Annotated in this window: 19 protein-coding genes and 2 pseudogenes; 15 read left to right on the top strand and 6 right to left on the bottom strand. The window is 57.8% G+C overall.

Annotation, left to right across the window (positions count from 1 at the left end; translation table 11 throughout):
• Positions 1-75: 75 nt before the first annotated feature.
• A complete protein-coding gene (locus GC425_RS05325) occupies positions 76-1,461 on the bottom strand; it encodes an alpha/beta hydrolase family protein (protein WP_151843593.1) in 1,386 nt (461 codons plus the stop codon).
• A 259-nt stretch (positions 1,462-1,720) separates the two neighbouring features.
• Here GC425_RS05325 and lpdA point away from each other — a divergent pair, with 259 nt between their 5' ends.
• The 5 genes from lpdA (at position 1,721) to GC425_RS05300 (ending at position 7,510) form a co-directional block, all read left to right on the top strand.
• The gene (gene lpdA / locus GC425_RS05320; RefSeq protein WP_151843594.1) at positions 1,721-3,136 is read left to right on the top strand and encodes a dihydrolipoyl dehydrogenase; all 1,416 of its coding nucleotides are present in this window, start codon (positions 1,721-1,723) and stop codon (positions 3,134-3,136) included.
• A gap of 353 nt (positions 3,137-3,489) precedes the next feature.
• On the top strand, positions 3,490-4,332 hold the full coding sequence (locus tag GC425_RS05315; RefSeq protein WP_151843595.1) for a hypothetical protein: 843 nt from the start codon (positions 3,490-3,492) through the stop codon (positions 4,330-4,332).
• Positions 4,333-4,454: 122 nt separating this feature from the next.
• A complete protein-coding gene (locus tag GC425_RS05310; RefSeq protein WP_151843596.1) occupies positions 4,455-5,309 on the top strand; it encodes a hypothetical protein in 855 nt (284 codons plus the stop codon).
• A gap of 81 nt (positions 5,310-5,390) precedes the next feature.
• A complete protein-coding gene (locus tag GC425_RS05305) occupies positions 5,391-6,647 on the top strand; it encodes an Ig-like domain-containing protein (protein WP_151843597.1) in 1,257 nt (418 codons plus the stop codon).
• An 80-nt stretch (positions 6,648-6,727) separates the two neighbouring features.
• Positions 6,728-7,510, top strand: a complete 783-nt coding sequence (locus GC425_RS05300; RefSeq protein ID WP_151842338.1) for an SDR family oxidoreductase — start codon at positions 6,728-6,730, stop codon at positions 7,508-7,510.
• Positions 7,511-7,614: 104 nt separating this feature from the next.
• Here GC425_RS05300 and GC425_RS05295 read toward each other — a convergent pair whose 3' ends face one another.
• From GC425_RS05295 to aceA, 3 genes are all read right to left on the bottom strand, one after another.
• On the bottom strand, positions 7,615-8,106 hold the full coding sequence (locus GC425_RS05295; protein WP_151843598.1) for a carboxymuconolactone decarboxylase family protein: 492 nt from the start codon (positions 8,104-8,106) through the stop codon (positions 7,615-7,617).
• A gap of 4 nt (positions 8,107-8,110) precedes the next feature.
• Positions 8,111-9,277, bottom strand: a complete 1,167-nt coding sequence (locus tag GC425_RS05290) for a pirin family protein (RefSeq protein ID WP_151843599.1) — start codon at positions 9,275-9,277, stop codon at positions 8,111-8,113.
• Positions 9,278-9,454: 177 nt separating this feature from the next.
• Positions 9,455-10,750 (bottom strand): isocitrate lyase, encoded by a 1,296-nt coding sequence (gene aceA, locus GC425_RS05285; protein ID WP_151843600.1) that lies wholly within the window; start codon positions 10,748-10,750, stop codon positions 9,455-9,457.
• Positions 10,751-11,138: 388 nt separating this feature from the next.
• Here aceA and glcB point away from each other — a divergent pair, with 388 nt between their 5' ends.
• Positions 11,139-13,361: a malate synthase G gene (gene glcB / locus GC425_RS05280; RefSeq protein WP_257822318.1), complete on the top strand. Its 2,223-nt coding sequence runs from the start codon at positions 11,139-11,141 to the stop codon at positions 13,359-13,361.
• A 169-nt stretch (positions 13,362-13,530) separates the two neighbouring features.
• Here glcB and GC425_RS05275 read toward each other — a convergent pair.
• A pseudogene (locus tag GC425_RS05275) lies at positions 13,531-13,812 on the bottom strand (transposase); the annotation flags it as partial.
• A gap of 190 nt (positions 13,813-14,002) precedes the next feature.
• Here GC425_RS05275 and GC425_RS05270 point away from each other — a divergent pair.
• A complete protein-coding gene (locus tag GC425_RS05270; protein WP_231699644.1) occupies positions 14,003-14,227 on the top strand; it encodes a DUF2283 domain-containing protein in 225 nt (74 codons plus the stop codon).
• 496 nt (positions 14,228-14,723) lie between these two features.
• On the opposite strand, the gene GC425_RS05265 is transcribed toward GC425_RS05270, so the two are convergent.
• Positions 14,724-15,374 carry a CGNR zinc finger domain-containing protein gene (locus tag GC425_RS05265; protein WP_151843602.1) on the bottom strand — a complete coding sequence of 217 codons (651 nt, stop codon included), beginning with the start codon at positions 15,372-15,374 and terminating at the stop codon, positions 14,724-14,726.
• Between the two features lie 52 nt (positions 15,375-15,426).
• Between GC425_RS05265 and GC425_RS05260 the strand changes: the two genes are divergently transcribed.
• From GC425_RS05260 to GC425_RS05225, 8 genes and pseudogenes are all read left to right on the top strand, one after another.
• Positions 15,427-16,605 carry an MFS transporter gene (locus GC425_RS05260; RefSeq protein ID WP_151843603.1) on the top strand — a complete coding sequence of 393 codons (1,179 nt, stop codon included), beginning with the start codon at positions 15,427-15,429 and terminating at the stop codon, positions 16,603-16,605.
• 1 nt (position 16,606) lies between these two features.
• Positions 16,607-17,728 carry an NAD(P)/FAD-dependent oxidoreductase gene (locus GC425_RS05255; RefSeq protein WP_151842331.1) on the top strand — a complete coding sequence of 374 codons (1,122 nt, stop codon included), beginning with the start codon at positions 16,607-16,609 and terminating at the stop codon, positions 17,726-17,728.
• Between the two features lie 38 nt (positions 17,729-17,766).
• Entirely contained in the window at positions 17,767-18,207 is a 441-nt protein-coding gene (locus tag GC425_RS05250) for a PaaI family thioesterase (protein WP_151843604.1), read from the top strand.
• Entirely contained in the window at positions 18,207-19,349 is a 1,143-nt protein-coding gene (locus GC425_RS05245; protein ID WP_151843605.1) for an acyl-CoA dehydrogenase family protein, read from the top strand. Before GC425_RS05250 ends, GC425_RS05245 begins: the two co-directional genes overlap by 1 nt.
• A gap of 88 nt (positions 19,350-19,437) precedes the next feature.
• Positions 19,438-21,651 (top strand): malate synthase G, encoded by a 2,214-nt coding sequence (locus GC425_RS05240; protein ID WP_257822314.1) that lies wholly within the window; start codon positions 19,438-19,440, stop codon positions 21,649-21,651.
• Between the two features lie 88 nt (positions 21,652-21,739).
• Positions 21,740-22,849 (top strand): annotated as a pseudogene (locus tag GC425_RS05235) (alkene reductase); the annotation flags it as partial.
• Positions 22,850-22,864: 15 nt separating this feature from the next.
• Complete coding sequence (locus GC425_RS05230; RefSeq protein WP_231699717.1) at positions 22,865-23,608, top strand: HAD family phosphatase; 744 nt, start codon at positions 22,865-22,867, stop codon at positions 23,606-23,608.
• A 93-nt stretch (positions 23,609-23,701) separates the two neighbouring features.
• Positions 23,702-26,371: a glycoside hydrolase family 65 protein gene (locus GC425_RS05225; protein ID WP_151843607.1), complete on the top strand. Its 2,670-nt coding sequence runs from the start codon at positions 23,702-23,704 to the stop codon at positions 26,369-26,371.
• Positions 26,372-26,419: the final 48 nt, after the last annotated feature.

The following is a 26,419-nucleotide window of genomic DNA, read 5'->3' as shown; positions in this document are numbered from 1 at the left end:
CTATCATGCCCGAAAACAGCGGAAGTCATGAGGGCTGGTGGGGTGGCGGCCAGCCGCAGGGGATTGCCGCAGGGCCTAAGAACTCAAGCCGAACTGACGACCCAGCTCCGTGGCGGAGCCCACCAGCGTTCCAGCCTGAGCATCCTGGTAAGGATCATTCTCCGGCTGTGGGTGGGACTCGGCGGTGCCCAGACCCTTGGTCATGACTGGCCAGTAGGCGCGCATGTCATCCTGCCAGTAGCCCCACTGGTGGGTGCCCTGTGGGCGGAAGTTGTAGGTCACAGGGATTCCCAGGGCGTTCGTCTTGGCCGCCAGCTCGTGGGTGCAACCGTTGGTTGCTGCCTCGATTGCGCCACCTTCCACGAGGACCGTGGCGGTGGCCCTAAGTTCGTTGTGGATGCGCGGGGCGGACAGGATGTCATACGGCCCAGCCAAGCCGGTGGCGTTGGACACGTAGATGTTTTCCTGGCCGCGGAGCTTCTCGGCATTCAGCAGAGCGTCGTTGTAGCGAGCCCTCTCGGAGAACGGGCCGCCCCACATCGTCTGCATGTTGGTGTTGCCACGGTTCAGGGTGATGTCGATGAAGGCAGGGCCCAGGCCGGTGGTTGCGGAGGCGCAGCCGGAGAAGGAACCGATCGTGTCGTACAGGCCCTTGTGGTGCTGGGCGTAGTTCAGGACGGTGCTGCCGGACATGGACAGACCCGCGATACCGCGCTTGCCGTTGGCCTTCAGCGCGGGCTCAATGGCCTTCGGTAGCTCTTGGGTCATGAAGGTTTCCCACAGTTGCTTTCCGCCCAACTCTGGCTCTTCGTTCACCCAGTCCGTGTAGTAGGAGAACGCTCCGGACATAGGAATCACGATGTTCGCGCCGATGCCGGGGGACTTGGTGGCTTTAAGGGTGCCGGACTTCAGGCCCTGGTCTCCGTAGAGATTCTCGTAGGGGTTTCCGCCAAAGTACTCGATGACGTCCGTCTGGACGATCCAGTTGGCTCCGCCCTCGCCGCCGTCAGCGCCATTGAGCAGGTACTGGGTGGGGGCGTTATCCCGCTGAGCCGGGTTGCGAGGCTGAATGACGGCCACCGGCACCAGGCGATTCATCGTGTGGGACTTGATGACGTACACGTGGACGTTATCGAACGGCCGGAATTCGTATTTCTCGTCCTCGGTGTGAGCAAGGATATTCCGGAACTGCTTGATCTTCTCCACCCACGGGGCTGCCTGGATAGGCTTTTCTGCGCCTTTCGAGTCAACCCACTTCATGGAGTCATTGCCCTCGAACTTGCCGGCGAAGAACTCGTCGTCCTTGGCCACGATCTCACCGGCAGGAACGGTACCGGAGTACTGATCGCCAGCGATCTGGTCGACAGGCGTGCCGGCCGTGGCAGGTGCAACGGAGGCGATGGAAACTGGTGCCAGCGCAGCCAGGGTGGCTGCGGTTACGCGGAAAATGCTTCGCTTCATCGTGTAGGTCCTTATATTTATATGTGGGATGTCCTCTATGAAGAGTGTCAGTAACGCTGGCTCCAGTGGAGGCCTAAGCCGCGTAAGCAACAGCGTTGTCTACAGCCTTAACGACTGCTCAGGCGGTGATATTACCGCGCATTCAGTATTCTGTCAGCTTTTTTCTCTTACGGGGGCAAAATAGATGGGAGGGGTGAAATGTTTTCCTTGATCCTCCCAGGGAGGACAATAAACGCCCAGGCGCGTACGCTGGTTAAGCGTGAGTGAACATTATGACGTAGTAGTACTCGGAGCGGGCCCAGGTGGCTACGTCTCCGCCATCCGCGCAGCCCAGCTCGGCAAGAAAGTTGCCGTGATTGAAAAGCAGTACTGGGGTGGAATCTGCCTCAACGTAGGCTGCATCCCCTCCAAGGCCCTGCTGAAAAACGCCGAAGTTGCCCACATCTTCAACCACGAAGCCAAGACCTTCGGCATCTCCGGCGACGTATCCTTCGACTTCGGCGTAGCCCACAAGCGTTCCCGCAAGGTCTCCGCCAGCATCGTCAAGGGTGTGCACTACCTGATGAAGAAGAACAAGATCACCGAAATCAATGGTCTTGGCTCCTTCACCGACGACCACACCATCGAGATCACCGATGGGGACGACGCCGGCTCCACCGTCACCTTCGACAACGCCATCATCGCCACCGGTTCCGTTGTCCGTTCCCTGCCGGACGTGGAAATTGGCGGCAATATCCTTTCCTTCGAAGAGCAGATCCTGAAGGAAGAAGCCCCCGAGTCTATGGTCATCATCGGCGCGGGCGCCATCGGCATGGAGTTCGCCTACGTGCTGGCGAACTACGGAGTGGACGTCACGGTCGTGGAGTTCATGGACCGCGTGCTCCCCAACGAGGACAAGGACGTCTCCAAGGAAATCGCCAAGCAGTACAAGAAGCTGGGCGTGACCCTCAAGACCGGCCACAAGACCACCGCCGTGCGCGACCTGGGAGACTCCAAGGGCGTGGAGGTGGATATCGAATCCGCCGACGGCTCCAAGTCCGAAACGCTCAAGGCCGAGCGCGTCATGGTCTCCATCGGCTTCGCGCCCCGCACCGAGGGCTACGGCCTGGAGAACACCGGCGTAAAGCTCACCGAGCGCGGCGCCATCGACATCGACGACGAGATGCGCACCAGCGTGGACCACATCTTCGCCATCGGCGACGTGACCGCCAAGCTGCAGCTCGCGCACGTCGCGGAGGCTCAGGGTGTTGTGGCAGCGGAAGTGATCGCCGGCGCCGAGACCGAGCTGCTGGGCGACTACATGATGATGCCCCGCGCCACCTTCTGCAACCCACAGGTGGCCTCCTTCGGCTACACTGAGGACCAGGCCAAGGAGAAATTCGAAGGCCGCGAGATCAAGACCGCCAGCTTCCCCTTCACCGCCAACGGCAAGGCCGCAGGTCTGGCCGAAACGGCTGGCTTCGTGAAGATCGTGGCCGACGCCGAGTTCGGCGAACTGCTAGGCGCACACATGGTCGGCGCGAACGTGTCCGAGCTGCTGCCGGAGCTCACCCTGGCACAGCGCTTCGACCTCACCGCCGAGGAAATCGGCCGCAACGTGCACACCCACCCAACCCTGTCCGAGGCTATGAAGGAAGCCGCCGAGGGCATCATGGGTCACATGATCAACCTCTAAGCATGTGATGCCGTGAGCGCCGGGCGGTGATATTACCGCGCGCACCGTGCGCCCTACCGCCTCCCTCCTGTGGGGGCGGTTTCTTTATGTATTTTTATCTATATCCGCATGTATCGGGTGAGTTTTCGTGGAACGGTGGAGCGGCGGCGTCGGATAAAACATGCAGGTAGGGGCGGCAACGGGGGATTATTTAGGGGGTAAAAACACACAGATAATTGTTGGGAAATGTGGCGGACACTTACATTGTGTCAAGAAACTATAACGTTGGTGTCGCCCATCTACCTTCGCAGAGCACGGCCCCGCAGCTGACCGTACGCCGCGAAGCGTGGACACCCCGACCGAAAGAGGACTCTATGCGACTCACCACCCTCACAGCACGCCGCATCGCCAGCGCGGCTCTTGCCGTGCTCGCAGCTGTTGGACTCAGTATGCCCGCCGCCTCCGCAGCCAACCTCGTGAGCCAGCTCCCCGGCGCATCCGCAGAAGGAACAATCGTCGTCACGGACAGCCCCCGCGTGACCGTCACCGTGGGCCCGAACACGGCAGAGGACCAGAACGTCACCGTCACCGTCAAGAACAACTACGACAGCTCCTTCCGCTGCGCAGCCCCAGGCGCCATCAAGGATGCGGCGAAGAAGCCCGCCGAAGTGCCGAACGTGCTGACCACGGCAGACATCGTGTCCAAGTCCGTGGCGTACTACCGCTCCAAGCCCTTCGTTCCGAAGGACAACCTGACCGTCCCATTCATCGGCGCGCTCCCGATCGGCGAGTTCCTGCAGTTCGTGCCGGAAGGGCTCATCGGCCGGCTCCTGGGCGAGGACATCAATTCCCGCGCCGAGCTGTTCCGCAACTGGGAGAAGGCCCGCCTGGCTGGCCAGGCTGCGGAAATCACGCCATTCACCCTGGCCCCAGATGAAACCAAGGAGATCACCGTCCCGCTGGACGCGCCAGCTTCCGGGCCGCGCACCGACTTCCAGGCAGCCGCCTTGCTGTACTGCGTGGACACCACCAGCACCCCGCAGCAGGCTTACGTGTTCGCGGGCTATGAAAAGACCGAGCCGCCGAAGGCTCCGCAGGGGTCCCAGGGGTCGCTGGGAGCCTTGACCCCGCGCGAACCGGCCGGGAATGGTCAGCCTCAGAACCCCTTCGGTTCGCTGGGGTCCCTGGGCTCCTTGAGCTCGCTGGGATCGTCCTAAGCGCGTCAGCCCGTCTTCCCCTGGGCTTTCTTGCTAGCCACTTCTTCCGATCTTTTCCGCCCTGAGCCTGCCGGCTCACACATACGAGCCTGCGGGCTCATCACACACACGAGGTGCCATCCATGAGGATCACAACCCTAACCATCGGCCAGAAAACCACCCGCCGTACCCTCGCCACCGTCATCGCGGCAACGGCCGTCCTGAGCGCAGCCGGGCCACTTGCCGGAACTGCCGCTGCTGCGAATGTTGTCCCCGGGGCCAACAACTCCGGCAAGGTTGTCGTGAGCGATTCCACCGCCCTGCAGGTGACTGTCCATGCTGCCGACGCCGCCGCGACCGCCATCACCGGCTCCGTCACCAACACGTCCTCCGATACGTTTACCTGCTCTGGAATCGGTGCTGCGGATCCCAACGCTGGAGGTCCAAGCGCCGGGGACATTGCTCCAGCCGATGTGGTGTTGAAGTCTCAGACGTACTACAAAAACAATCTCTACCGGGAGCTGCCGTCGCTGCCGCTGAACATCTCGGGCCTTCCGCTCATCGGCAACTGGAAGCTGGGGGATCTTGGCCTGGGATCGGTGGCATCGATCTTCCAGGAGTTCGGTGGCCTTGCCGGTCAGGCGAACAAGGCCCGTTCCGAGATCTCCGAGGGATACAGCCAAGCCCGCGTGGCAGGGCATGCCGGTCAGATCCCCACCTTCACCCTGGCACCAGAGGAGACCCAGGAGTTCTCCGTGGCGCTGCCGCAGCCCACCTCCGGTGCCCGCACGGACTTCGACGCCGCGGCCTTCATCATGTGCACTAAGGATGACACGAAGCAACCTCACCTGTTCGTGGGCTACGAAGAGGGAACCACCGCGCCGACAGTGCAGACCCATGGCACGTTGGGCAGCGCTGGGTCCTCCGGTCAGGGCAGCCCGGCAGGTGCGGGCGGCTCCTCAGGAATGAATGCCTTCGGATCCCTGGGGCGCCTATAGAGGGCGCTTGCTCTTGCTGTGACCGTCACAACACTTCTTCGCGCACCGTCATGGTGCGCCCATCAGCACAAGGAATAACTCATGCGTAACACCACTCTTGCCGCAGCAACGGCACTCCTGGCGGCTGTGCCCGTGGTACTCAGCCCAGCCGCCACTGCGGAGTCTGCCTCCGCATCTCACAGGGATAGCAGGGCTGTGTTTACTCGCGCCGTCAGCAACACGACCCCCGTGGTGGGCGACACCCTCACCTATGCCCAGCGATTTGTCACCACCATCGGTAATGAGACGATCCGTACTTGGCGCAACAATCACGATACCTGCCTGCGCTACATCCCTGGATCTGCCAGGGTGCAGGTGGGTGCGCGGGACGCGGTGGCAGTCCCCGATGCGAACGTGACCGCAGCCGCTGGCAGCACCACCATTCGTTCCACATCGCCGAATGGTATCTGGACCTATAACCAGGCCACCCCGTACACCCTGGCTGTGAGCTATGAGGTCACGAGTTCGTGCAAGCCTGGTGCGCAGCTACAGTCCGGATTCTGGTACGAATACGGCACTGGCTGGTCAGCAGGCAATAAGAACTACGCCCCCAACCTCTTCACGGGCGGACCGGTCGCGGTGGTGCAGGACGGCCACCGTGTGAAGACCTCCCTGAGCCTCGGAGCCGTGGACAGGCTAGTGGAAGCTGGCGCGGAGGTTCCCCTGGCAGCCACGCTGGCAGCCACACCAAGGGAAGGCCAAGAGGTACCAGCTACCTTGGCCGGCAACACCATCACTTTCTTCAATGGCCGGGAGGAGGTCTGCTCCGCGCAGACCGACGAATCCGGAACAGCCACCTGTACCTGGACTCCCGCTGCTCCTGGAACGGCGAACATCAGCGCTCGCTTTGCTCAGAGCGACGACCTATTTGCCGCGGATACCGAGGCCCAGCTAGTGAAGATTGTTCGAGCTCTCCCCAAGGCACCGAAGGACCTCAGCGTGTCCCCGGAGAAGCTGACGAACGCTCGGCACGCGGTCGTTTCCGGAACCGCCACCCCCGAAGCGCGGATCGAGGCCCTGGGCCCAGGTGGTACGCGCTGCGTAGCCACCGCTGATGAGCAGGGACACTTCGAGTGCAACCTTGGCTACCTGCCTGCCGGTACGGGGCGCACCATCTCCGTGGCGGAAACCGTCGACGGCGAGCGCTCGCCCGCCGGAGAGCTGATGGTTGACGTGGCCGGCGCTCAGCAGAAGGCCGATGGCTCCACTGCTCTGGGTAGCTCGCAGGGCCTGCTGGCGCAGTTCTTCTCCCTGCTCGGGCCACTGGGCGATCTCCTGGCTCGCCTGTTCCGCTTCTAGCTGGGGAGCCACAGAGAAATAACGGGAAAAGTTTTCCATAGTCGCCGCGTAATTTTGGTGTGAATACTAGACTCATAGTCATGACACAGAACGTATTTATCACCGGTGCGGCGCAGGGAATTGGGCGCGCGACGGCACAGCTCCTCGCAGATCGAGGCTGGACCGTCGGCGCCTTCGACATTTCCGACGACTTTTCCTGGGCGACCCACCCAAACATCCACACCGGCACGCTGGACGTGACCGATCCCGACGCCTGGTCCACGGCCCTCGAGGAGTTCGTTTCCGCCCACGGCGGACACTTGGACGTGCTCGTGAACAACGCCGGAATTCTCTATGGAGGCCCGTTCATGGAGGAGGGCTCCTACAAGCGCGATAGCGCCTTGGTGGACGTGAACGTGAAGGGCGTGCTGTACGGCGCTCGTGCGGCGCACCCATACTTGAAGGCGCAGGCTGGTTCGAAGCTTGTGAACATTGCCTCTGCTGCAGCTATTTACGGCACCCCGGACATGGCGGTGTACTCCGCAACGAAGTTTGCGGTTCGCGGCATCACTGAAGCTCTGGATTTGGAGTGGGATCAGGATGACATCACTGTCACGTCCCTGTGGCCGTTGTACGCCCAGACGGGCATGCTCGACGGTGTGGAAACCAGCGGAACCAAGCGCCTGGGTGTTCGCCTGACCGCTGATGATATTGCCTTGGAGGTCGCGAACCTGGTGGAGGCGTCGCGCTCGACGCCTACCAAGGTGCACCACCCCGTGGGCCTGCAGGCGAAGGTGATGTTCGCCGCGTCCCACTTCTCACCAGCGTTCATGACGCGCTTTGTGAACTCCAAGCTGGTGTCCGATCGTAAGATCCGCTTCTAAAAAGTGCGGTCCGCGTCTGCATCACACGGAGTGCTTCTGCATCGCACGTACCGCTTCTGCGCGGTGGCCCTGCGTAGCATGAGCAGCTTCTTGCTCGCCGGTGGTTACTCGCCGTAATTGGCAGTGTACGGCGGGTGGCCGCTGGCGATAGAAATACGGTTGAACGCGTTGATCGCGATGGCCGTCCACTGCGCGGCGGCGAGCTCGTCGTCGTTGAGCACCTGTGCTGCGTCCGCGAGTGCGGAGTCTAAGGCCGGACCACTCAACGTGCCGCTGCCCGCTGAAGGGACGGTGAGAGCCTCAGCGACCGTGAGGCACGCGCGCTCCCGCTCGGTGAACACCTCCGCATCGCGCCATGCGGGAAGCAGGTCCAGTTTCAGTGGGGATACTCCGGCGCGCCGGGCAGCGGGGACGTGAACGCTCAAGCACGCCACGCAGCCATTGATCTGGGACACACGGATGTTGATGAGCTCGCTGAGTGCGCGGTCGATGCCCGCAGCCTTGCTGGCCTTTCCTACTTCCTTGGTTACCCCAACCATTGCCTTGTAGGTGGCCGGCTGGCTCTTGTCTAGGTAAGGACGATCTGTAGGGGACAAAGGGTTACCTGCTTTCTTTCGTTGTTACTGTCTCGGTGTGCTCGCCCGGTTCTGGCATACCTGCACGCGCATGGGGTACTGGGTTTGTCCGGGGTTTAATATTCCCGTTGGGAAGCTTCGGTGCAGGCAGCCAGCTGAGACCATCCGCATTTTTGCCTGGTCCTCCGTGACCCACGTAATTTTTCACCTCACCGAAGCGCTCGGTGCGCGCCTGCCATTGCTCCCTGAACTCGGTGATTTCTTCGCTGGAGCGGCCTACGAAGTTCCACCACATAACGATGTCCTCGGGGAACGGCTCGCCGCCCAGGAGCACAAGGCGTGCGGGGGAGTCCGAATCATTGCGGATCCTTAAGCGCGTGGCGCCGATTCCGGTGTAGCCGATCGCAGAGACGGGGATGGGAGTGTTTTCCAGTACGATGTTGCCCTCGTCGACCAGGAGTCCATGTTCGAAGTCAGGGTCTACGTCCAGAGTGATGGTGCTGTGGGGATCTACCGTGAGTTCCGCGCCCAGGAGTGGGGTGTGGGTCTCGATGGGGCTGGTGGCCCCTGCGAGGGAACCAATGAAGACCAGCGCGGAGCCACCCTCTAGAGGGACTGGCGTGGGTGCATAGTGGTCCAGGGCGCGCGGTGCCGTTGAACGTACGCTGTTGGGCAGCGCCAACCAAAGCTGCACGCCGTGCAGGGTTGTGACGTCAGAGGGAGAGGTTTCGGAGTGGCAAATGCCTGCCCCGGAGGTCATCAGGTTCACTTCACCCGGCAGCACCATTCCACGGTTGTCCCCGGAATCGATATGTTCGATCTTCCCCTCAAAAAGCCAACTGACGGTCTGCAGGCCCGTGTGAGGGTGGGGTGCTACGTCCATGCCGCCCGTCGAGGACACATCGGAGGGGCCATAGTGGTCTGCGAAGCACCATGCTCCAATGAGGGATCGCTTCTTCTGGGGAAGCGTCCTGCGTACCGGCATCGCCCGAGGTCCTCCGAGGGGAACCTCCCGGTGGGTGATGATCTCCACATCCGCATAGGTGTCGCTCGTCGACGTAGTGCGGCCCTTAGTAGTTTGTCCCTCAGTGGTGTGCCTCTCAGCGGTGAGTTTTTCAGTGGCGCGCTGAGTGTCCGGTTCGCCGCCGGAGGTACAGACCCGTTGGATGGGCTGGGACTCGAGGTTGCTCATGCATCCCAATATAGTTGACACATCACAAATCTGCAGGGGGCTTCACATGCAGAAGCGCCCTGCCTGACGAGTCTCATCAACTCGACAAGGCAGGGCGCCTGTTTAAGAGCTCTCCCGTTACGCTCTCGCCTCGGCCTGTGGCCGGGTAGAGCCTAACGATGAGGGGCTAGGCAGTTCTTAGTGGAACTGGCCTTCCTCGGTGGAGCCCTTCAGAGCGGTGGTGGAGGAGTTTGGATCCACGGTGGTGGCGATCTTGTCGAAGTAGCCTGCACCAACCTCGCGCTGGTGCTTCACAGCGGTGAAGCCGCGCTCCTCGGCAGCCTTGAACTCCTTGTTCTGCAGCTCCACGAATGCGGACATCTGGCGACGTGCGTAGCCGTGAGCCAGGTCGAACATGGAGTAGTTGAGGGAGTGGAAGCCAGCCAGGGTGATGAACTGGAACTTGAAGCCCATTGCGCCCAGCTCGTTCTGGAACTTAGCGATCTCCTCGTCCTCCAGGTGTGCGGACCAGTTGAAGGATGGGGAGCAGTTGTAGGCCAGCAGCTGGTCTGGGAACTCAGAGCGAACAGCCTCGGAGAACTTCTTAGCCAGCTCCAGGTCAGGGGTACCGGTCTCCATCCAGATCAGGTCAGCGTATGGAGCGTATGCCTTCGCGCGTGCGATGCAAGGCTCGATGCCGTTCTGAACGTTGTAGAAGCCCTCGGAGGTGCGGCCGCCGGTCAGGAATGGACGGTCACGCTCGTCAACGTCGGAGGTCAGCAGGGTAGCAGCCTCGGCGTCGGTACGTGCAACAACCAGGGTTGGGGTGTTGGAAACGTCAGCAGCCAGGCGAGCGGAGTTCAGGGTACGAACGTGCTGCTGGGTTGGGATCAGAACCTTACCACCCAGGTGGCCACACTTCTTCTCGGAAGCCAGCTGGTCCTCCCAGTGGGTACCAGCAGCGCCGGCCTTGATCATGGCCTTCTGCAGCTCGTAAACGTTCAGTGCACCACCGAAGCCGGCCTCACCGTCGGCAACGATTGGAACCAGCCAGTTCTCAACGGAGTCGTCGCCCTCAACGCGAGCGATCTCATCTGCACGGGACAGCGCGTTGTTGATGCGCTGAACAACAGATGGAACGGAGTTTGCTGGGTACAGGGACTGGTCTGGGTAGGTGTGGCCGGAGAGGTTAGCGTCACCAGCAACCTGCCAACCGGACAGGTACACAGCCTTCAGGCCTGCACGGACCTGCTGAACAGCCTGGTTACCGGTCAGAGCGCCCAGAGCGTTGATGTAGGAGTCGTCGCCCTTGTTGACTGCCTCCCACAGGATCTCAGCGCCGCGGCGTGCCAGGGTGTGCTCCTCAACAACGGTTCCCTGCAGCTCGGCAACCTGCTCTGCAGTGTAATCGCGCTTGACGTTGGCCCAGCGTGGGTTCTCGTCCCAATCCTTCTGGATCTCTGCAGCGGTACGTGCCTTGCCTACGTTAGACATAGAGTGTTCACTTCCTTAACTCAATGAGGTGACTGAGGTGTCGCTTACAAAGCTTACCAACCTGTGCCACGTGGTCAATGCTTCGATAATCCGCGTAAATGCGGTGGGGGTGGGAGAAATCCGCTGCTGACATGCTGGAAAATGACAGGCCTACTTATGAATGTCAGTATCTCTTGGCATGCCCAAGGTGCCGATCTTACTGGGACAATGGTTTTCAGAGACGCCCCCGCAGGGTGTAATCAGCTGTCCGCTCATTACCCCCAAAACGCGCTGAGATTAGCCCGGGGTGGGGGTGATTATGGGGCCCAGTAGAGCCAAGGGCATGCCGAACGTGACTGCCGTCACCTACTCTGAAGAGAGTAAGTTTCCCAGAGATGAAGGAGTCACCATGACCTCTACCCAGCAGACCGAGCGCGTTTCTGCCGGCGGCCTTCAAGTCGCCAAGACTCTGTACGATTTCGTCAATAACGAAGTACTGCCAGCAATTGGCAAGTCCTCAGAGTCTGATCAGAGTGCTTTCTGGGATGGTTTTGGCAAGATTGTTGCGGAGTTTGGTCCTCGTAACAAGCAGTTGTTGGCGAAGCGTGATGAGTTCCAGGCCACGTTGGATAAGTGGTACGCGGAGAATCCTGGTGAGCAGGATGCTGAGAAGTACACGGCGTTTTTGAAGGAGATTGGTTACCTGGTGGATGAGCCGGGTGACTTTGAGATTCAGACGCAGAACATTGACCCAGAGATCTCTGAAACCAACGGCCCACAGCTGGTCATCTCGTCGCTCAACTCGCGCTTTGCTCTGAATGCTGCGAACGCTCGGTGGGGTTCCCTGTATGACGCGTTGTACGGCACGAACGCTATTTCTGAAGAGGGCGGTGCTGAAAAGGGCACGGGCTACAACAAGGTTCGTGGTGACAAGGTCATTGCGTGGGCTCGTGACTTTTTGGATCGTGCTGTGCCGCTGGCGGAGGGTTCTCACGCTGATGTGACGAAGTACTCGGTGGAGTCCGGTGAGTTTGTTGCTGAGGTTGAGGGTGCTCAGGTTGGTTTGAAGGCTCCTGAGGCGTATGTGGGTTACGCCGGGGATGTGGCTGACCCATCCAGCATTTTGCTGCGTAACAATGGTTTGTACATTGACATCCAGATTGATCCTGAGTCCCCCGTCGGCTCCACCGACAAGGCCGGAGTAAAGGACATCATTCTGGAGTCCGCTGTGTCCACGATCATTGACTTCGAGGACTCCGTTGCCGCAGTGGATGCCACCGATAAGACCTTGGGTTATCGCAACTGGTTCGGCCTGAACGCCGGCACCCTGGAGGAGAAGCTGGAGAAGAACGGCAAGACCTTCACCCGTAAGCTCAACGACGACCGTATTTACACGGGTCGTGATGGTGATGAGGTGCGTTTGCATGGTCGTTCGTTGTTGTTTGTGCGTAATGTGGGTCATTTGATGCAGAATCCGGCGATTTTGGATCAGGATGGTGAGGAGATTTTCGAGGGCATTATGGATGGTGTGATCACCACCGCTGCTGCGATTCCTGGCCTGGCTGAGGATAATGAGCGTCGGAATTCTCGTAATGGTTCGATTTACATTGTCAAGCCTAAGCAGCATGGTCCTGAGGAGGTTGCGTTTACGGATGATTTGTTTAACGCGATTGAGGATTTGTTTGGGTTGGAGCGTTACACCTTGAAGGTGGGTGTGATGGATGAGGAGCGTCGTACGACGGCGAACTTGGATGCGTGTATTGCTGCGGTGAAGAACCGTTTGGCGTTTATTAATACTGGTTTCTTGGATCGTACGGGTGATGAGATTCATACGTCGATGGTTGCGGGTCCGATGATTCGTAAGGGTGATATGAAGTCTTCTGCGTGGATGTTGGCGTATGAGGACAACAATGTGGATGCTGGTTTGGCTCATGCTCTGCCTGGTAAGGCTCAGATTGGTAAGGGTATGTGGGCTATGACTGAGTTGATGGCTGAGATGTTGGAGCAGAAGGTGGGTCAGCCGAAGGCTGGTGCGACGACTGCGTGGGTTCCTTCTCCTACGGGTGCGACGTTGCATGCGACGCATTATCACGAGGTGGATGTGTTTGCTGTGCAGGAGCAGTTGCGTGAGCAGGGTCGTCGGGATTCTTTGGGTAAGATTTTGACGGTTCCTGTTGCTGGTGCTGCTGTGGGTGAGGGTTCTGCGACGTGGTCTGAGGCTGAGGTTCAGGAGGAGTTGGATAACAACTGTCAGTCCATTTTGGGTTATGTGGTGCGTTGGGTTGAGCAGGGTGTTGGTTGCTCGAAGGTGCCGGATATCCATGATGTGGATTTGATGGAGGATCGTGCGACGTTGCGTATTTCTTCGCAGTTGTTGGCGAACTGGCGTAAGCATGGTGTGGTGTCTGAGGAGCAGATTGTTGATGCTTTGGAGCGTATGGCTGTGAAGGTTGATGGTCAGAATGCTGGGGATGCTGCGTATCGTGATATGGCGCCTGATTTTGATTCTTCTGTGGCGTTTCAGGCTGCGAAGGATTTGATTTTGAAGGGTGAGCAGTCGCCGTCTGGTTATACTGAGCCGATTTTGCATGCTCGTCGTTTGGAGTTTAAGACCAAGAACAACATCGCCTAAGCTTTAGACAAGCTTCATTGAACGAAACCCCCAGGTGTCCGTTATGAGCGGAGACTAGGGGGTTCGTTTGTTTTGGCTGAAGCGGTTTGCTTTCGTGCAGTTGCCACATTTTTCATGGAGCACCATTGTCGTCTACGGCCTTGGGAGCGATTCTCGAAAAGAATTCAACGGATTCTGATGTGGCTACCTGCATGCCCAGAAGTTGGAGATACCCATCATTGTTGGCGCTAGTAGCAACACGCACGCTGGTTTTCACCACCCGGCCACCTTCACGGACTTTCATGGTCAGCGCGTCACAGGACAGGTAGTAGTACGGGCCAGAATCCATGGGTCTAGTTCGGAACTCGTCGACCATGGTCCCGAGTTCTTTGGCCATGTCTGAGACCTGGGATTTTGAGAAGCTGTTGATGTCGAGTGCGGCTACCATGTCGTTCGCCCTGCGGGTGGACAGGATCTGGTTGATGAAGTCTCGAAGCATCTGTCGCATCAGGTCGGGGAGACTTGGGTGCACAATTCTTCGAGATAGGCGATGGAGTCTATAGGATGGTTCCCGTGTGTACCGCCTTGTGGCTTAACGTGGGTTACAGATACGCCACGCTAGCGGACGCAACCGGAAATGTGATTACTGTTACAAAAGTCTAATGATGAAGTTTGATTATGACCCAGAAGTTGATGCTGCCTATTTAACTATAGCGCAGCCAGGTGTCCTTCCAGAAGGCCAGATATCAGCAATAACTACCGAAGGGATGGAAGGGGAAATTGAGATAGACATTGATGAAAATGGTAAAGTTATCGGTATCGAGTTTATAAATGCTTCCTTGATCCTTCCTTCAGGTTTCCTTGAGCGCCAAACAAGGAAATCATGACCCTATTTAAAAGGGTCTGCGAGGTAGAAAAGTTGCATCCTGATCGGGGCCACGTCTCTGATTCATTCTGAATTGATGACCCGCACTCAAGCCAGCACCCGCTGACTTAAAGTGTGTCGACGCATTCACATTAAATGTCCTCGGCCGTAGCCTTCCGTAAATGCTATCGCCACTGCTGTCCGTGCACGGCTGTGCTTCTCGCTCATCTCTCGGCGGAGCTCCTCTGGTGTTACGTAGAGGTATTAAGTAGCGGGCGTAGGTCTATCCAGTAGAGGTGATACTGCTGGAGCTCAACTCCAGTGGTGAATCCTGCCGCCCCGGAATTTCGTTTCCATCTGCGAAGGATTTGATTTTGAAGGGTGAGCAGTCGCCGTCTGGTTATACTGAGCCGATTTTGCATGCTCGTCGTTTGGAGTTTAAGGCCAAGAACAACATCGCCTAAGCTCTAGACAAGCTTCATTGAACGAAACCCCCTGGCGTCCGTTATGAGCGGAGGCTAGGGGGTTCGTTTGTTTTGACTAAAGCGGTTTGCTTTCGTGCGGTTGCCGCATTTTTTCATGGAGCACCATTGTCGTCTACGGCCTTGGGAACGATCCTCGAACAGGATTCCGCAGCGTTCGTGCGCGCACTCCTTAAGCCGTTCTATGTCAGATGTTCCGAAAAGCTCAATGGCATCGCGGGCGACGAAGCCCAGGACTTCCTTGAGGGTCATATTGGACCGCAGTCGGAAGGTGCGTGAGTCCGCTAAGGTATCCAGCTGAGGCTGTGGTTGGTGCTGCGCCCACGTGTTCAGAGTGTCAACGGCGTTCTTCGCACGGGCGGGGTCTACTAGTTCGCCGCTGCTTAAGGTCGCTTCGGCGAGGTCAAAAATTGATTGTCGAAGCTGTTCGATCTCATTGAATGAGGGGCACGGCGTGTTGTGCTGAAGTCCGGGGAGAGTTTTACCCCACGCTGTGTTGTCTCGGCATGCCTCTATCCAGCGAGCGAGGCTGGAAGGGTCCTGGCTTGGGTCATCATGCAGAAGATCCACAGTGAGGTAGAGGGGGTCTTTTCGTCTCCGAAGTGTGTTTGCGAAGTCCAGGCTGGGTCGCGCTCCGTGAAAAACAAAGTCCAACTCCTGCGATGTCGTGGCGGCCGTGTTGCTCATAAGTTCAGTGTACATGCTTGAACTAACCTCCTGAGGGGGTTAGTCTTGAGGTATGAATGATCGCAGACTTCCTTTAAGCATCTATGCCCTGCCCTTGGTTGCTGCATTCATGCTGCCAAATCTTGCAACTCCGCTTATGGAGCTGTGGCGGCAGGACATCGGCTTTTCCTCGGGCATGCTGACACTGATCTTCGTCATGTATTTAGGCGGCTTGGCGCCGGCATTTCTCCTTGCGCCGAGTCTGGGCCGCTTGTGGGGACGGCGCACTACGCAGATCCTGGCCTGTGTCTTAGGGATTCTTTCTTGTGCCTTCTATGTTTTCGGTGTGAATATCGCGCTGCTGTTGGTGGCTCGAGTGCTCACCGGGTTGTGCTCAGGTCTGATTTTGGTGCATGGGCCTAGTGCTGTTCAGGCCATGGCTGATAGTGCTGAAAAGGCTAAAGCAACCTTTATTGCGACGATGGGTATCGCCATTGGTTTGGCCGGAGGACCACTATTCGCCGGATTTATTGCTCAATGGTTGCCATGGCCCACAAAGACTGTGTTTGTACTCATGGCCGCCCTGCTGGCCTTGTCTCTGCTTTTGATCACAACGGAGCCAGAAACCACTCGCGAAAAGGTCACATCCTGGTTGCCGTTTAGCGGCCTGGGATCCAAGAGTGTGAGGACGATTGCCGCGGGCCTTGGTGCGTTCGGCCCAGGCATGACCGCCGCTGCGATTGTCTTGGCGCTATCCCCCACCCTCCTGATGGGGCTCGGCGGACCCACGGGTCCACTAGGCGCAGGACTGATGGCCGGTGGAATGTACGCGATGAGCCCAATTGCACAATCGATGGTTCGTAAGCTTCGGAGCATGGCGCACATTCGCCTCTCTTTGGGGCTCATCGTGCTGGCTATGATCTCCTTCGCTTTCGCGGTCACCAGCCATAACCTTCCTATCCTCATCCTGAGCGCAATCTTGATGGGTGCTGGACAGGGAATCAGTAACCTCGGCAGCTTTGGATTGATTCACCAAGAAGTGACACCAGACAATGTTCCGGGAGCCACGGCGGTCTTGAGTCTCGGCACCTACGCCAGTGCCAGCATCGTTCCACTCGCCGGAGGATTCCTCATTGATGCACAGGGGCTGGAAAGCGCTGGAGTGTACATGGCACTGGGCGTTGTCGTGATGGTCCTTATCGGAGCCTTTTTTGCCCGTGACAGCTACGTCGCGGCTCACGGAGAATCCTGACATGCGGATCGGGATTGTTGGAGCTGGTGTTGCAGGGCTGACGCTCGCCGCTATCCTCAGCGAGCGAGGGCTGAATGTCACCATCCTTGATGCGGCAAATTCTCTGGAGCCAATCGGTGCGGGATTCACTTTGCAACCAAATGGTTTGAAAGTCTTAGCTCACGTTGTGGATTTGGACCAGCTTCTAGTCTCGGCTGCTCGGGTATCTGAATCGTCAATTTCTCATTGGGATGGCCGACCACTCGATGTCGACATTATGGGAAGGCTGAGTGAGGGTGCAGAATCCTATTCCATCCATCGCGGTGATCTTCATGCAGCATTGCTTGAACGATTGCCGAAAGATGTGCAGCTCCTGTTAGGGCAGAGAGTCAGCCGAGTCTGGCAAGAAGAACATGGAGCCTGCCTTGAAACAGACCAGGGTGTGGCTCATGCTTTCGACGTGGTGATAGGGGCTGACGGAGCCCGGAGCGTTGTTCGCGACTTCATTGATCCCGATTATCATCTGGACCTTGGGCACGGGGTAGCAATTCGAACTTTGATTCCACGAGAGGAAGAGGAAACGAAGTTTAAGCGATTCCAAGCATGGTTGGGCGAAGGCAAGGTTGTCCTGGGATATCCCGTTCGCCATGGCGACTTCCTCAACATTGCGTGCTACGTGGAATCAGAGCTCTGTGGAGATTCAGAGTGGTCACAACCCGTAGATCCCGGATGGTTGCTCGAACAATTTGAAGGCTGGGATGAAGCATTACTGAGGTTGCTGGCGAACTCGCGTGAGTGCTTTAGCTGGCGCTTGGCCAACCTCAGCCCACTAAAAAACTGGACGCGAGGACACGTTGCCCTAGTGGGTGATGCTGCCCATGCAATGGTGCCCTACCTGGGGCAAGGAGCAAACCAAGCTCTCATGGACGTGGACGTCTTAGCACATTGCTTGTTGGACGGCGGTCAAGGTTTGGCCTTGATACAAGACCGCCTCATGGATTACCAGCGGAAAAGAATGAAAGCAGCTCGGGTGATGCAGCAACTGTCAGCAGAGGCGGGACAACTCTACAAAGAAAGGACAGTGAACAATCTTAATCAGCGAAGTGAGAAATTAGAGCAATTCCTAGAACGCGTGAAGTCGTAGCTTTGCGACAGTTCGATCAAGAAATCGAAGGTCACATTATGCACAGCAACATTGATCTCCAAAATCTGCTTGATAAAAGCGTTAAGGATGGCTTCGATGCGAAGCTCAATCTTACATATGTCCATGTGGACGCCAATCGCGTACACGTGAGTCTTGACGTAGATACCAGCCTTCATCAACCCGCGGGCATCGTTCATGGGGGAGTGTTTGCCTCGATTGTTGAATCGGTTGCTTCCGCTGGAGGTGCTGCGTACTTGCTGACGCGCTCGCGCCGAACCGTGTTCGTCGGAATGTCGAACAATACCGAATTTCTGAAGAGCGTGAGCGGTGGTGTTCTTGAGGCGATAGGAACGCCTTTGCATCAAGGAAGGATGACGCAGCTCTGGAAAGTGGAAATCAAACGTGCTGACACAGGTGAGTTAGTGAGCGTAGGAACTTTACGCGGACAGAATGTGTTGACCGAAGAAGAGGCTCGGTAATGGATCGGCTTACAGAGGATCTACTGCGTAGCACCGTGGACACAGTAGTGAGCAAGTACGGGCGCCATTACAGAAGGGCGAAAATCGCAGCAGATGAACCGGCGACTGAATTGTGGAAGGACCTAGCTGATGCCGGCCTTGTGGGAATAGGGCTTCCGGAGGAGTACGGAGGAGGTGGGGCTGGTCTCCTAGAACTCAGTATTGTTGCAGAACGGTTGGCTGAGCAGGGGCACCTGCCAGTTCTCTTGGTGATGTCGCCGGGCATCGTGGGCTCAATTCTACTGGGAGTTGGAACTCATGATCAGAAGAAGAGGTTTCTACCTGGAATTGCTAGTGGAACGGTAAAGTGTGCCTTCGCGATTACAGAGCCTGAAGCGGGAAGCAATACCCATAGAATCCGCACAAAGCTGGAGAAGACTAATGATGGTACGTACCGCTTACATGGTGAAAAATGCTTCATATCTGGAGTAGATGAGGCTGACTATGTTCTTGTTGTTGCTCGAGAAGCTTATGAAGCAAACGACGGACAAGTGTGTTGTTGCCTGGTTCCTACTGATACGGCGGGTCTCACAAAGACAAAGATTGAGACCGAGGATTTTAGTGCTGACTCTCAGTGGTTAGTGCACTGTGACAATGTTCGTGTAGAAGCGACAGATGTTGTCGGAAGAGGAACGAACGGTTTTAAGGCACTGTTCAACGGCCTCAATCCAGAGCGAATTCTTATGGCTGCGTTCTGTAACGGCATTGCCCTACGTGCCTTAAGTAAGGCCATTGACTACTCCAAGAGCCGCGAGGTGTGGGGTGCTCCCATTGGGTCCCATCAGGGAGTCGCGCATCCGCTTGCCGAAGCCAAGATCGACGTAGAGCTTGCGCGTCACATGACAGCACGTGCTGCATCTGCGGCTGATACAGGAGAGCATGCTGGAGAGCTTGCCAACTACGCAAAGTTTTCTGCTGCTCGGGCAGCTGAAAAAGCCGTGGATCGAGCAATCCAAACTCATGGCGGCAATGGATTCAGCAAAGATTATGAAGTGTCGGAGCTGTACTGGCCTGCCAGGCTGTTCCGGACTGCACCAGTCAGTGAGGAGATGATTCTGAACTATGTATCACACCAGGTACTAGGTCTTCCGCGGAGCTATTGAATGCGCTTGACCAGCGTCAACGCTCACCACAAAGCGGAAGATCAGCACAACTGATTCGCGATCCCATGAGAAAGGATATTGAGAAAACATGACTACAGAAAATTACATCAAGGTTGGAAGCCTGTCGGTGGCTCCAATTCTCCTAGAGTTCATCAACACCGAACTGCTCCCGGCCATCGGAAAGGGCTCGGAGGCTGACATCGATGCTTTCTGGGATGGTTTTGGCAAGATTGTTGCGGAGTTTGGTCCTCGTAACAAGCAGTTGTTGGCGAAGCGTGATGAGTTCCAGGCCACGTTGGATAAGTGGTACGCGGAGAATCCTGGTGAGCAGGATGCTGAGAAGTACACGGCGTTTTTGAAGGAGATTGGTTACCTGGTGGATGAGCCGGGTGACTTTGAGATTCAGACGCAGAACATTGACCCAGAGATCTCTGAAACCAACGGCCCACAGCTGGTCATCTCGTCGCTCAACTCGCGCTTTGCTCTGAATGCTGCGAACGCTCGGTGGGGTTCCCTGTATGACGCGTTGTACGGCACGAACGCTATTTCTGAAGAGGGCGGTGCTGAAAAGGGCACGGGCTACAACAAGGTTCGTGGTGACAAGGTCATTGCGTGGGCTCGTGACTTTTTGGATCGTGCTGTGCCGCTGGCGGAGGGTTCTCACGCTGATGTGACGAAGTACTCGGTGGAGTCCGGTGAGTTTGTTGCTGAGGTTGAGGGTGCTCAGGTTGGTTTGAAGGCTCCTGAGGCGTATGTGGGTTACGCCGGGGATGTGGCTGACCCATCCAGCATTTTGCTGCGTAACAATGGTTTGTACATTGACATCCAGATTGATCCTGAGTCCCCCGTCGGCTCCACCGACAAGGCCGGAGTAAAGGACATCATTCTGGAGTCCGCTGTGTCCACGATCATTGACTTCGAGGACTCCGTTGCCGCAGTGGATGCCACCGATAAGACCTTGGGTTATCGCAACTGGTTCGGCCTGAACGCCGGCACCCTGGAGGAGAAGCTGGAGAAGAACGGCAAGACCTTCACCCGTAAGCTCAACGACGACCGTATTTACACGGGTCGTGATGGTGATGAGGTGCGTTTGCATGGTCGTTCGTTGTTGTTTGTGCGTAATGTGGGTCATTTGATGCAGAATCCGGCGATTTTGGATCAGGATGGTGAGGAGATTTTCGAGGGCATTATGGATGGTGTGATCACCACCGCTGCTGCGATTCCTGGCCTGGCTGAGGATAATGAGCGTCGGAATTCTCGTAATGGTTCGATTTACATTGTCAAGCCTAAGCAGCATGGTCCTGAGGAGGTTGCGTTTACGGATGATTTGTTTAACGCGATTGAGGATTTGTTTGGGTTGGAGCGTTACACCTTGAAGGTGGGTGTGATGGATGAGGAGCGTCGTACGACGGCGAACTTGGATGCGTGTATTGCTGCGGTGAAGAACCGTTTGGCGTTTATTAATACTGGTTTCTTGGATCGTACGGGTGATGAGATTCATACGTCGATGGTTGCGGGTCCGATGATTCGTAAGGGTGATATGAAGTCTTCTGCGTGGATGTTGGCGTATGAGGACAACAATGTGGATGCTGGTTTGGCTCATGCTCTGCCTGGTAAGGCTCAGATTGGTAAGGGTATGTGGGCTATGACTGAGTTGATGGCTGAGATGTTGGAGCAGAAGGTGGGTCAGCCGAAGGCTGGTGCGACGACTGCGTGGGTTCCTTCTCCTACGGGTGCGACGTTGCATGCGACGCATTATCACGAGGTGGATGTGTTTGCTGTGCAGGAGCAGTTGCGTGAGCAGGGTCGTCGGGATTCTTTGGGTAAGATTTTGACGGTTCCTGTTGCTGGTGCTGCTGTGGGTGAGGGTTCTGCGACGTGGTCTGAGGCTGAGGTTCAGGAGGAGTTGGATAACAACTGTCAGTCCATTTTGGGTTATGTGGTGCGTTGGGTTGAGCAGGGTGTTGGTTGCTCGAAGGTGCCGGATATCCATGATGTGGATTTGATGGAGGATCGTGCGACGTTGCGTATTTCTTCGCAGTTGTTGGCGAACTGGCGTAAGCATGGTGTGGTGTCTGAGGAGCAGATTGTTGATGCTTTGGAGCGTATGGCTGTGAAGGTTGATGGTCAGAATGCTGGGGATGCTGCGTATCGTGATATGGCGCCTGATTTTGATTCTTCTGTGGCGTTTCAGGCTGCGAAGGATTTGATTTTGAAGGGTGAGCAGTCGCCGTCTGGTTATACTGAGCCGATTTTGCATGCTCGTCGTTTGGAGTTTAAGGCCAAGAACAACATCGCCTAACAACTCCCGCTAACAACCCCTTCAGGTTGTCAGCTAGTACCTCCCGCTAGCGCTCGTGCAGTCATGCCATCCGTGTATAACGGGTGGCATGACCTCTTTATTCACCCCACTGGACCTGCCGGACCATCGCCTCGCCAATCGTGTGACTATGGCGGCGCTGACACGCCAGCGCGCAGGCGAAGATGGCGTGCCCACGGATCTCCACGTGCGCTATTATTCCCAGCGTGCCTCGGCCGGGCTGATTGTCACTGAGGGGACCTTCCCGGCGTTTAGCAGCCGCGCTTTCCCTGGTCAGGCTGGTATTGCGAACGAGGAGCAGCAGGCGGGGTGGGCCACGGTTGCCGAGGCAGTGCACGCCGCGGATGGCACGATCTTTATGCAGATCATGCATGGTGGGCGCTTGTCGCACCCGGACTTGTTGCGTGGGGTGCAGCCGGAGGCGCCGAGCGCTGTGGCGTCGGGCACTCAGGTTCACACCTTCAACGCCAAGGTGGACGCGGCGCTGCCCCGCGCGGTGACGCACGAGGATATGGATCGCATTGTTGAGGAATTTGTGGCGGGTGCGCGCCGTGCCATTGATGCCGGATTAGATGGCGTGGAAATCCATGGCGCTAATGGCTATTTATTGCATCAGTTCCTGAGTCCGGAATCGAATCTGCGTACCGATAACTATGGCGGTTCGCCGGAAAATCGTGCTCGTTTTGTGGTGCGGGTGGTCCGGGCAGTTGCCGAGGAAATTGGTGCTGGCCGCACGGCGTTGCGGATATCCCCCGAGCACAATATTCAGGGCGCCCTGGAGCCTGACCGTGCTGATGTGATTGCCACGTATGGGGCGTTGTTGAAGGGGATGGAGGATCTGGATTTGGCGTATATTTCCCTGTTGCATAAAGATGCTGCGGGGATATTCGACGCCGAAGCCTCCGCCTGCGACGCCGCTCAATCCGAAGTGACGGATCTTCCCGCGTGGATTCGTCAGGAATATCGCGGCCGGTTAATATCTAATACCGGCTTTGGGGAGCTCACGCAGCTGGATGAGGCGCAGATTATTGTGCATAGCGGTCGCGCCGATGCGGTGGCCGTGGGTCGATTGTTTATTGCGAATCCCGATCTTCCCCAGCGCTGGGAGCACGGTTGGGAGTTGAATGAGCCCGATTCTTCGACGTTCTATAAGGGCGGAGAGCGCGGATATACGGATTACCCTGCTTACGCCCAGATTTTTGAGTATGACGCGGTGCTGTTTGACCTGGACGGTGTGATTACTCCGACCGCTGATCTGCATAGGAAGGCGTGGGCTCGCATGTTTACGGCCTTTTTTGAGCAGCACGGTGTGCGGCCTTATACGGAACAGGATTACTTCGATTATCTCGATGGGCGCCGCCGGGATGAGGGCGTGCAGGCCATTGTGGAATCTCGTGGGATGACCTTGCCGGTCGGTGAGCCGGATGATGCTGCGGATGTGGAGAGCGTTCACGGCTTGGGCGCGCGGAAGAACGAGGACTTTCTGCAGCTCGTGGCAGAGGGTGTGCAGGCGTATCCAGGGTCGGTGCAGTTGTTGGATGCGATCCGGCAGCGCGCGCAGGAAGCGCACACAGCGCAGGCTGGACGATCCGCACGCAAGGCACCGAAGATCGCGATTGTGTCCTCCTCGAAGAACGCGCGGCCCGTGCTGGAGGCGGCCGGTCTGCTGGATCGCTTCGAGCTGGTCGTGGACGGCTTGGTGGCAGTGGAACAGGAGCTTCCGGGCAAGCCCGCACCGGATACGTATGTGTATGCGGCGCAGCAGCTGGGCGTGTCCGTGGATCGGGCCGTGGTGGTGGAGGATGCCACCAGCGGCGTGGCCAGCGGCAAGGCCGGCGGTTTCGGGCTTGTGGTGGGTGTGAACCGCGGGACGGGTGCGGATGCGCTGCTGGATGCGGGCGCCACGCTAGTTGTTGATGACCTGGCCGAGCTGCTATAAACGCTGCTGGCCAGTGCGGTCTATTCCGTAATGCTGCCTGGATCGTGCCATAATGTTGCCATTACTCATACGCCCGTCAGGAGCAACCCTTTCATGAGCTCTAAGTCCTCTCCATCGCAATTGGAGCAGTTTCTTGCCCAGCGCCGTACTCAGTCTCACCAGGGCCCCAACCGTCCTGTGGATGGTGGGGATTTGAATGCGGCGAATTTCCGCACGGATTGGAAGTTGGCGAATGCGGATCCTCTGGCGGCGATTGATCGTGACGTGCACCCCGTGGATGAGTGGGCGTGGGTGGAAACGAAACCTAATCACGGCGATCTTGGCGTGATGGAGACGCTGTTTGCATTATCGAATGGCTATTTGGGCCTGCGTGGTAATCCGCCGGAGGGCCGTGATTCCCATGCGCATGGCACGTTTATTAATGGTGTGCACGAAACGTGGGATATTCAGCACGCCGAAGACGCCTATGGTCTGGCTCGGGCTGGTCAGGGAATTGTCTCTGTCCCCGACGCCAAAGCGATGCGGTTGTACATCGACGATGAACCGTTGCGGCTGGGCAATGCCGAGGTCAGTGACTATAACCGCAGCCTGGATTTCCGTGAGGGCGTGTTGCGCCGCACGCTGGTGTGGCGCACGCCGGGTGGAAAGCGAGTCCGGGTGACGTCGGAGCGGATGGTTTCTTTCCAGGAGCGCCATGTGGCGATCATGAGCTTGGAAGTGGAATTGCTGGATGCTGATGCGGCCGTGGTGATTTCTTCTCAGCTGCTCAACCGCCAGGATGGGGAAGATGAGTTCCCCAATGCGGATCGGGGCCCCATGGCCGAGTCCGATGAGCATTTTGATCCGCGTAAAGGTGAGCAATTTAAGGAGCGGGTGTTCCTTCCGAAGTATCAAAAGAGCGCCGGGGCCGAGAACGCGACCTTGGGCTACCAGGTGAATCATTCGGGAATGACGGTGGCCGCTACCATGGATCACATTCTTGAAGTGGATAATCCGGCCGATGCACATGGGCAGCCGGGTGTGGAGATTTCCACCGAGGTGTTGGAGGATGTGGCCCGGGTGACCTATCACCTCAAGGGCAACAAGGGGATGAAGCTGCGGTTGGAGAAGTTCGTGGCGTACCACTCCTCCCGCCATGTGGCGCCGGAGGAGCTGGCGTTCCGCTGCGAGCGCACGATTACGCGCGCGAAGTCCGTGGGATTCAGCAATCTGGTGGCGAATCAGCGCAAGTGGTTGGGCCGTTTTTGGAAGCGGTCGGATGTGCGCATTGAGGGGCAGCCGGAATTGCAGCAGGCGGTGCGGTGGAACTTGTTCCAGCTGCTGCAGGCCTCGGCGCGCGCGGAGTTTAATGGTATTCCGGCGAAGGGCATGACGGGCTCTGGCTATGGAGGCCACTACTTCTGGGATACGGAGATTTATGTGATGCCGTTCCTGTGCTACACCAACCCGGCCTATGCCCGGAATGCACTGCGTTTCCGTTATGACATGCTTCCCGCGGCGAAGCAGCGCGCCCTGGAATTGTCCCACGATGGCGCCTTGTTCCCGTGGAGAACGATTAACGGGCAAGAGTCCTCTGCGTATTACGCGGCGGGAACGGCTCAGTACCATATCGATGCCGATATTGTGTTCGCCCTGATGAAGTATGTCTATGCCACCGGGGACGTGGATTTCCTGCTGGAGCAGGGCATTTACATTCTGATTAATACGGCCCGTTTCTGGATGTCCTTGGGTTTTTTCAACGCGGATCAGAAGCGTTTTGAGATTCACTCCGTCACGGGACCCGATGAGTACACCACCGTGGTGAACAATAACCTGTACACCAATGTGATGGCTCGCTTTAACTTGAGCATCGCCGCGGCCGTGGCGAAGCAATTGCGGGAGGAACGCCCCGGCGATTACGAGGACTTGGCGCGCCGCGAGGGGCTGTCCGACGACGAGCTGGCTCTGTGGGTGAAGGCCGCGGAGTGCATGTACATTCCGTTCAATGAGCGCCTTGGCGTGAACCCCCAGGACGATCAGTTCCTTCAGCGCGAGATCTGGGACCTAGATGATCCGGATGCGGAGCCGAAGCGGCCGCTGCTGCTGCACTATCACCCGCTGACGATTTATCGCTACCAGGTGCTGAAGCAAGCCGATGTGGTGTTGGCGTTGTTCCTGCAAGGCCAGGAGTTCCTGCCGGAGATTAAGAAAGCCGATTATGACTACTATGATCGCCTGACCACGGGAGACTCCACACTGAGTGCCGTGGTGCAGTCCATCATGGCCGCGGAACTGGGCTACGAGGATAAGGCCTTGGACTTTTTCCACCGGGGTCTGTTTGTGGATCTGGGTGACCTGCACGGCAACACCAGCGATGGTGTGCACATCGCATCCTGTGGTGGCGTGTGGTCCGCGCTGACCAATGGCTTCGGCGGACTGCGGGACCACTATGGGCACTTCTCCATTTACCCGCGCCTTCCTCGCGACTGGGAGAGCTTGACGTATTACATCACGTTGAGCGGGGTGCGCCTGGAGGTGTGCGTCCGCGACGGTGAGGTAACGGTCTCCGTGGATGACGGGGATGCCTCCCAGGGTGTGCCGTTGATCGTGATGGGAGAGTCTGTGGAGATCGGCGGCCAGTCCGGCCGCGAGTCCGTCACGGTGCACGGACAGACGGTGTTGAGCGAGGGCGCTGCCGCTGTGGCGCCCAGCCACGCCCACTACGCGGCGCACCGCGATGAATCCGGACCGGAGGGGCCGTTGAACTTCGAGCCGGAGCAGTAGCGGTTCGCCTCACGGCAGGCGCTCGCCCTCGGCCGCGCGTGGGTGAGC

The sequence above is a fragment of the Corynebacterium sp. zg254 genome, from assembly GCF_024701495.1.
GTDB lineage: Bacteria > Actinomycetota > Actinomycetes > Mycobacteriales > Mycobacteriaceae > Corynebacterium > Corynebacterium zhongnanshanii.
This window is presented reverse-complemented; position numbering and strand designations above follow the sequence as displayed.

Excerpts from the sequence above, each read along its gene's own strand:
- GC425_RS05290 (WP_151843599.1), bottom strand. The coding sequence starts at position 9,277 with ATGAGCAACCTCGAGTCCCAGCCCATCCAACGGGTCTGTACCTCCGGC.
- GC425_RS05260 (WP_151843603.1), top strand. The coding sequence starts at position 15,427 with ATGAATGATCGCAGACTTCCTTTAAGCATCTATGCCCTGCCCTTGGTT.
- GC425_RS05315 (WP_151843595.1), top strand. The coding sequence starts at position 3,490 with ATGCGACTCACCACCCTCACAGCACGCCGCATCGCCAGCGCGGCTCTT.
- GC425_RS05265 (WP_151843602.1), bottom strand. The coding sequence starts at position 15,374 with ATGAGCAACACGGCCGCCACGACATCGCAGGAGTTGGACTTTGTTTTT.
- GC425_RS05305 (WP_151843597.1), top strand. The coding sequence starts at position 5,391 with ATGCGTAACACCACTCTTGCCGCAGCAACGGCACTCCTGGCGGCTGTG.
- GC425_RS05325 (WP_151843593.1), bottom strand. The coding sequence starts at position 1,461 with ATGAAGCGAAGCATTTTCCGCGTAACCGCAGCCACCCTGGCTGCGCTG.
- GC425_RS05250 (WP_151843604.1), top strand. The coding sequence starts at position 17,767 with ATGCACAGCAACATTGATCTCCAAAATCTGCTTGATAAAAGCGTTAAG.
- GC425_RS05255 (WP_151842331.1), top strand. The coding sequence starts at position 16,607 with ATGCGGATCGGGATTGTTGGAGCTGGTGTTGCAGGGCTGACGCTCGCC.
- GC425_RS05270 (WP_231699644.1), top strand. The coding sequence starts at position 14,003 with ATGATGAAGTTTGATTATGACCCAGAAGTTGATGCTGCCTATTTAACT.
- GC425_RS05300 (WP_151842338.1), top strand. The coding sequence starts at position 6,728 with ATGACACAGAACGTATTTATCACCGGTGCGGCGCAGGGAATTGGGCGC.
- GC425_RS05225 (WP_151843607.1), top strand. The coding sequence starts at position 23,702 with ATGAGCTCTAAGTCCTCTCCATCGCAATTGGAGCAGTTTCTTGCCCAG.
- GC425_RS05245 (WP_151843605.1), top strand. The coding sequence starts at position 18,207 with ATGGATCGGCTTACAGAGGATCTACTGCGTAGCACCGTGGACACAGTA.
- GC425_RS05310 (WP_151843596.1), top strand. The coding sequence starts at position 4,455 with ATGAGGATCACAACCCTAACCATCGGCCAGAAAACCACCCGCCGTACC.
- GC425_RS05240 (WP_257822314.1), top strand. The coding sequence starts at position 19,438 with ATGACTACAGAAAATTACATCAAGGTTGGAAGCCTGTCGGTGGCTCCA.
- glcB (WP_257822318.1), top strand. The coding sequence starts at position 11,139 with ATGACCTCTACCCAGCAGACCGAGCGCGTTTCTGCCGGCGGCCTTCAA.
- aceA (WP_151843600.1), bottom strand. The coding sequence starts at position 10,750 with ATGTCTAACGTAGGCAAGGCACGTACCGCTGCAGAGATCCAGAAGGAT.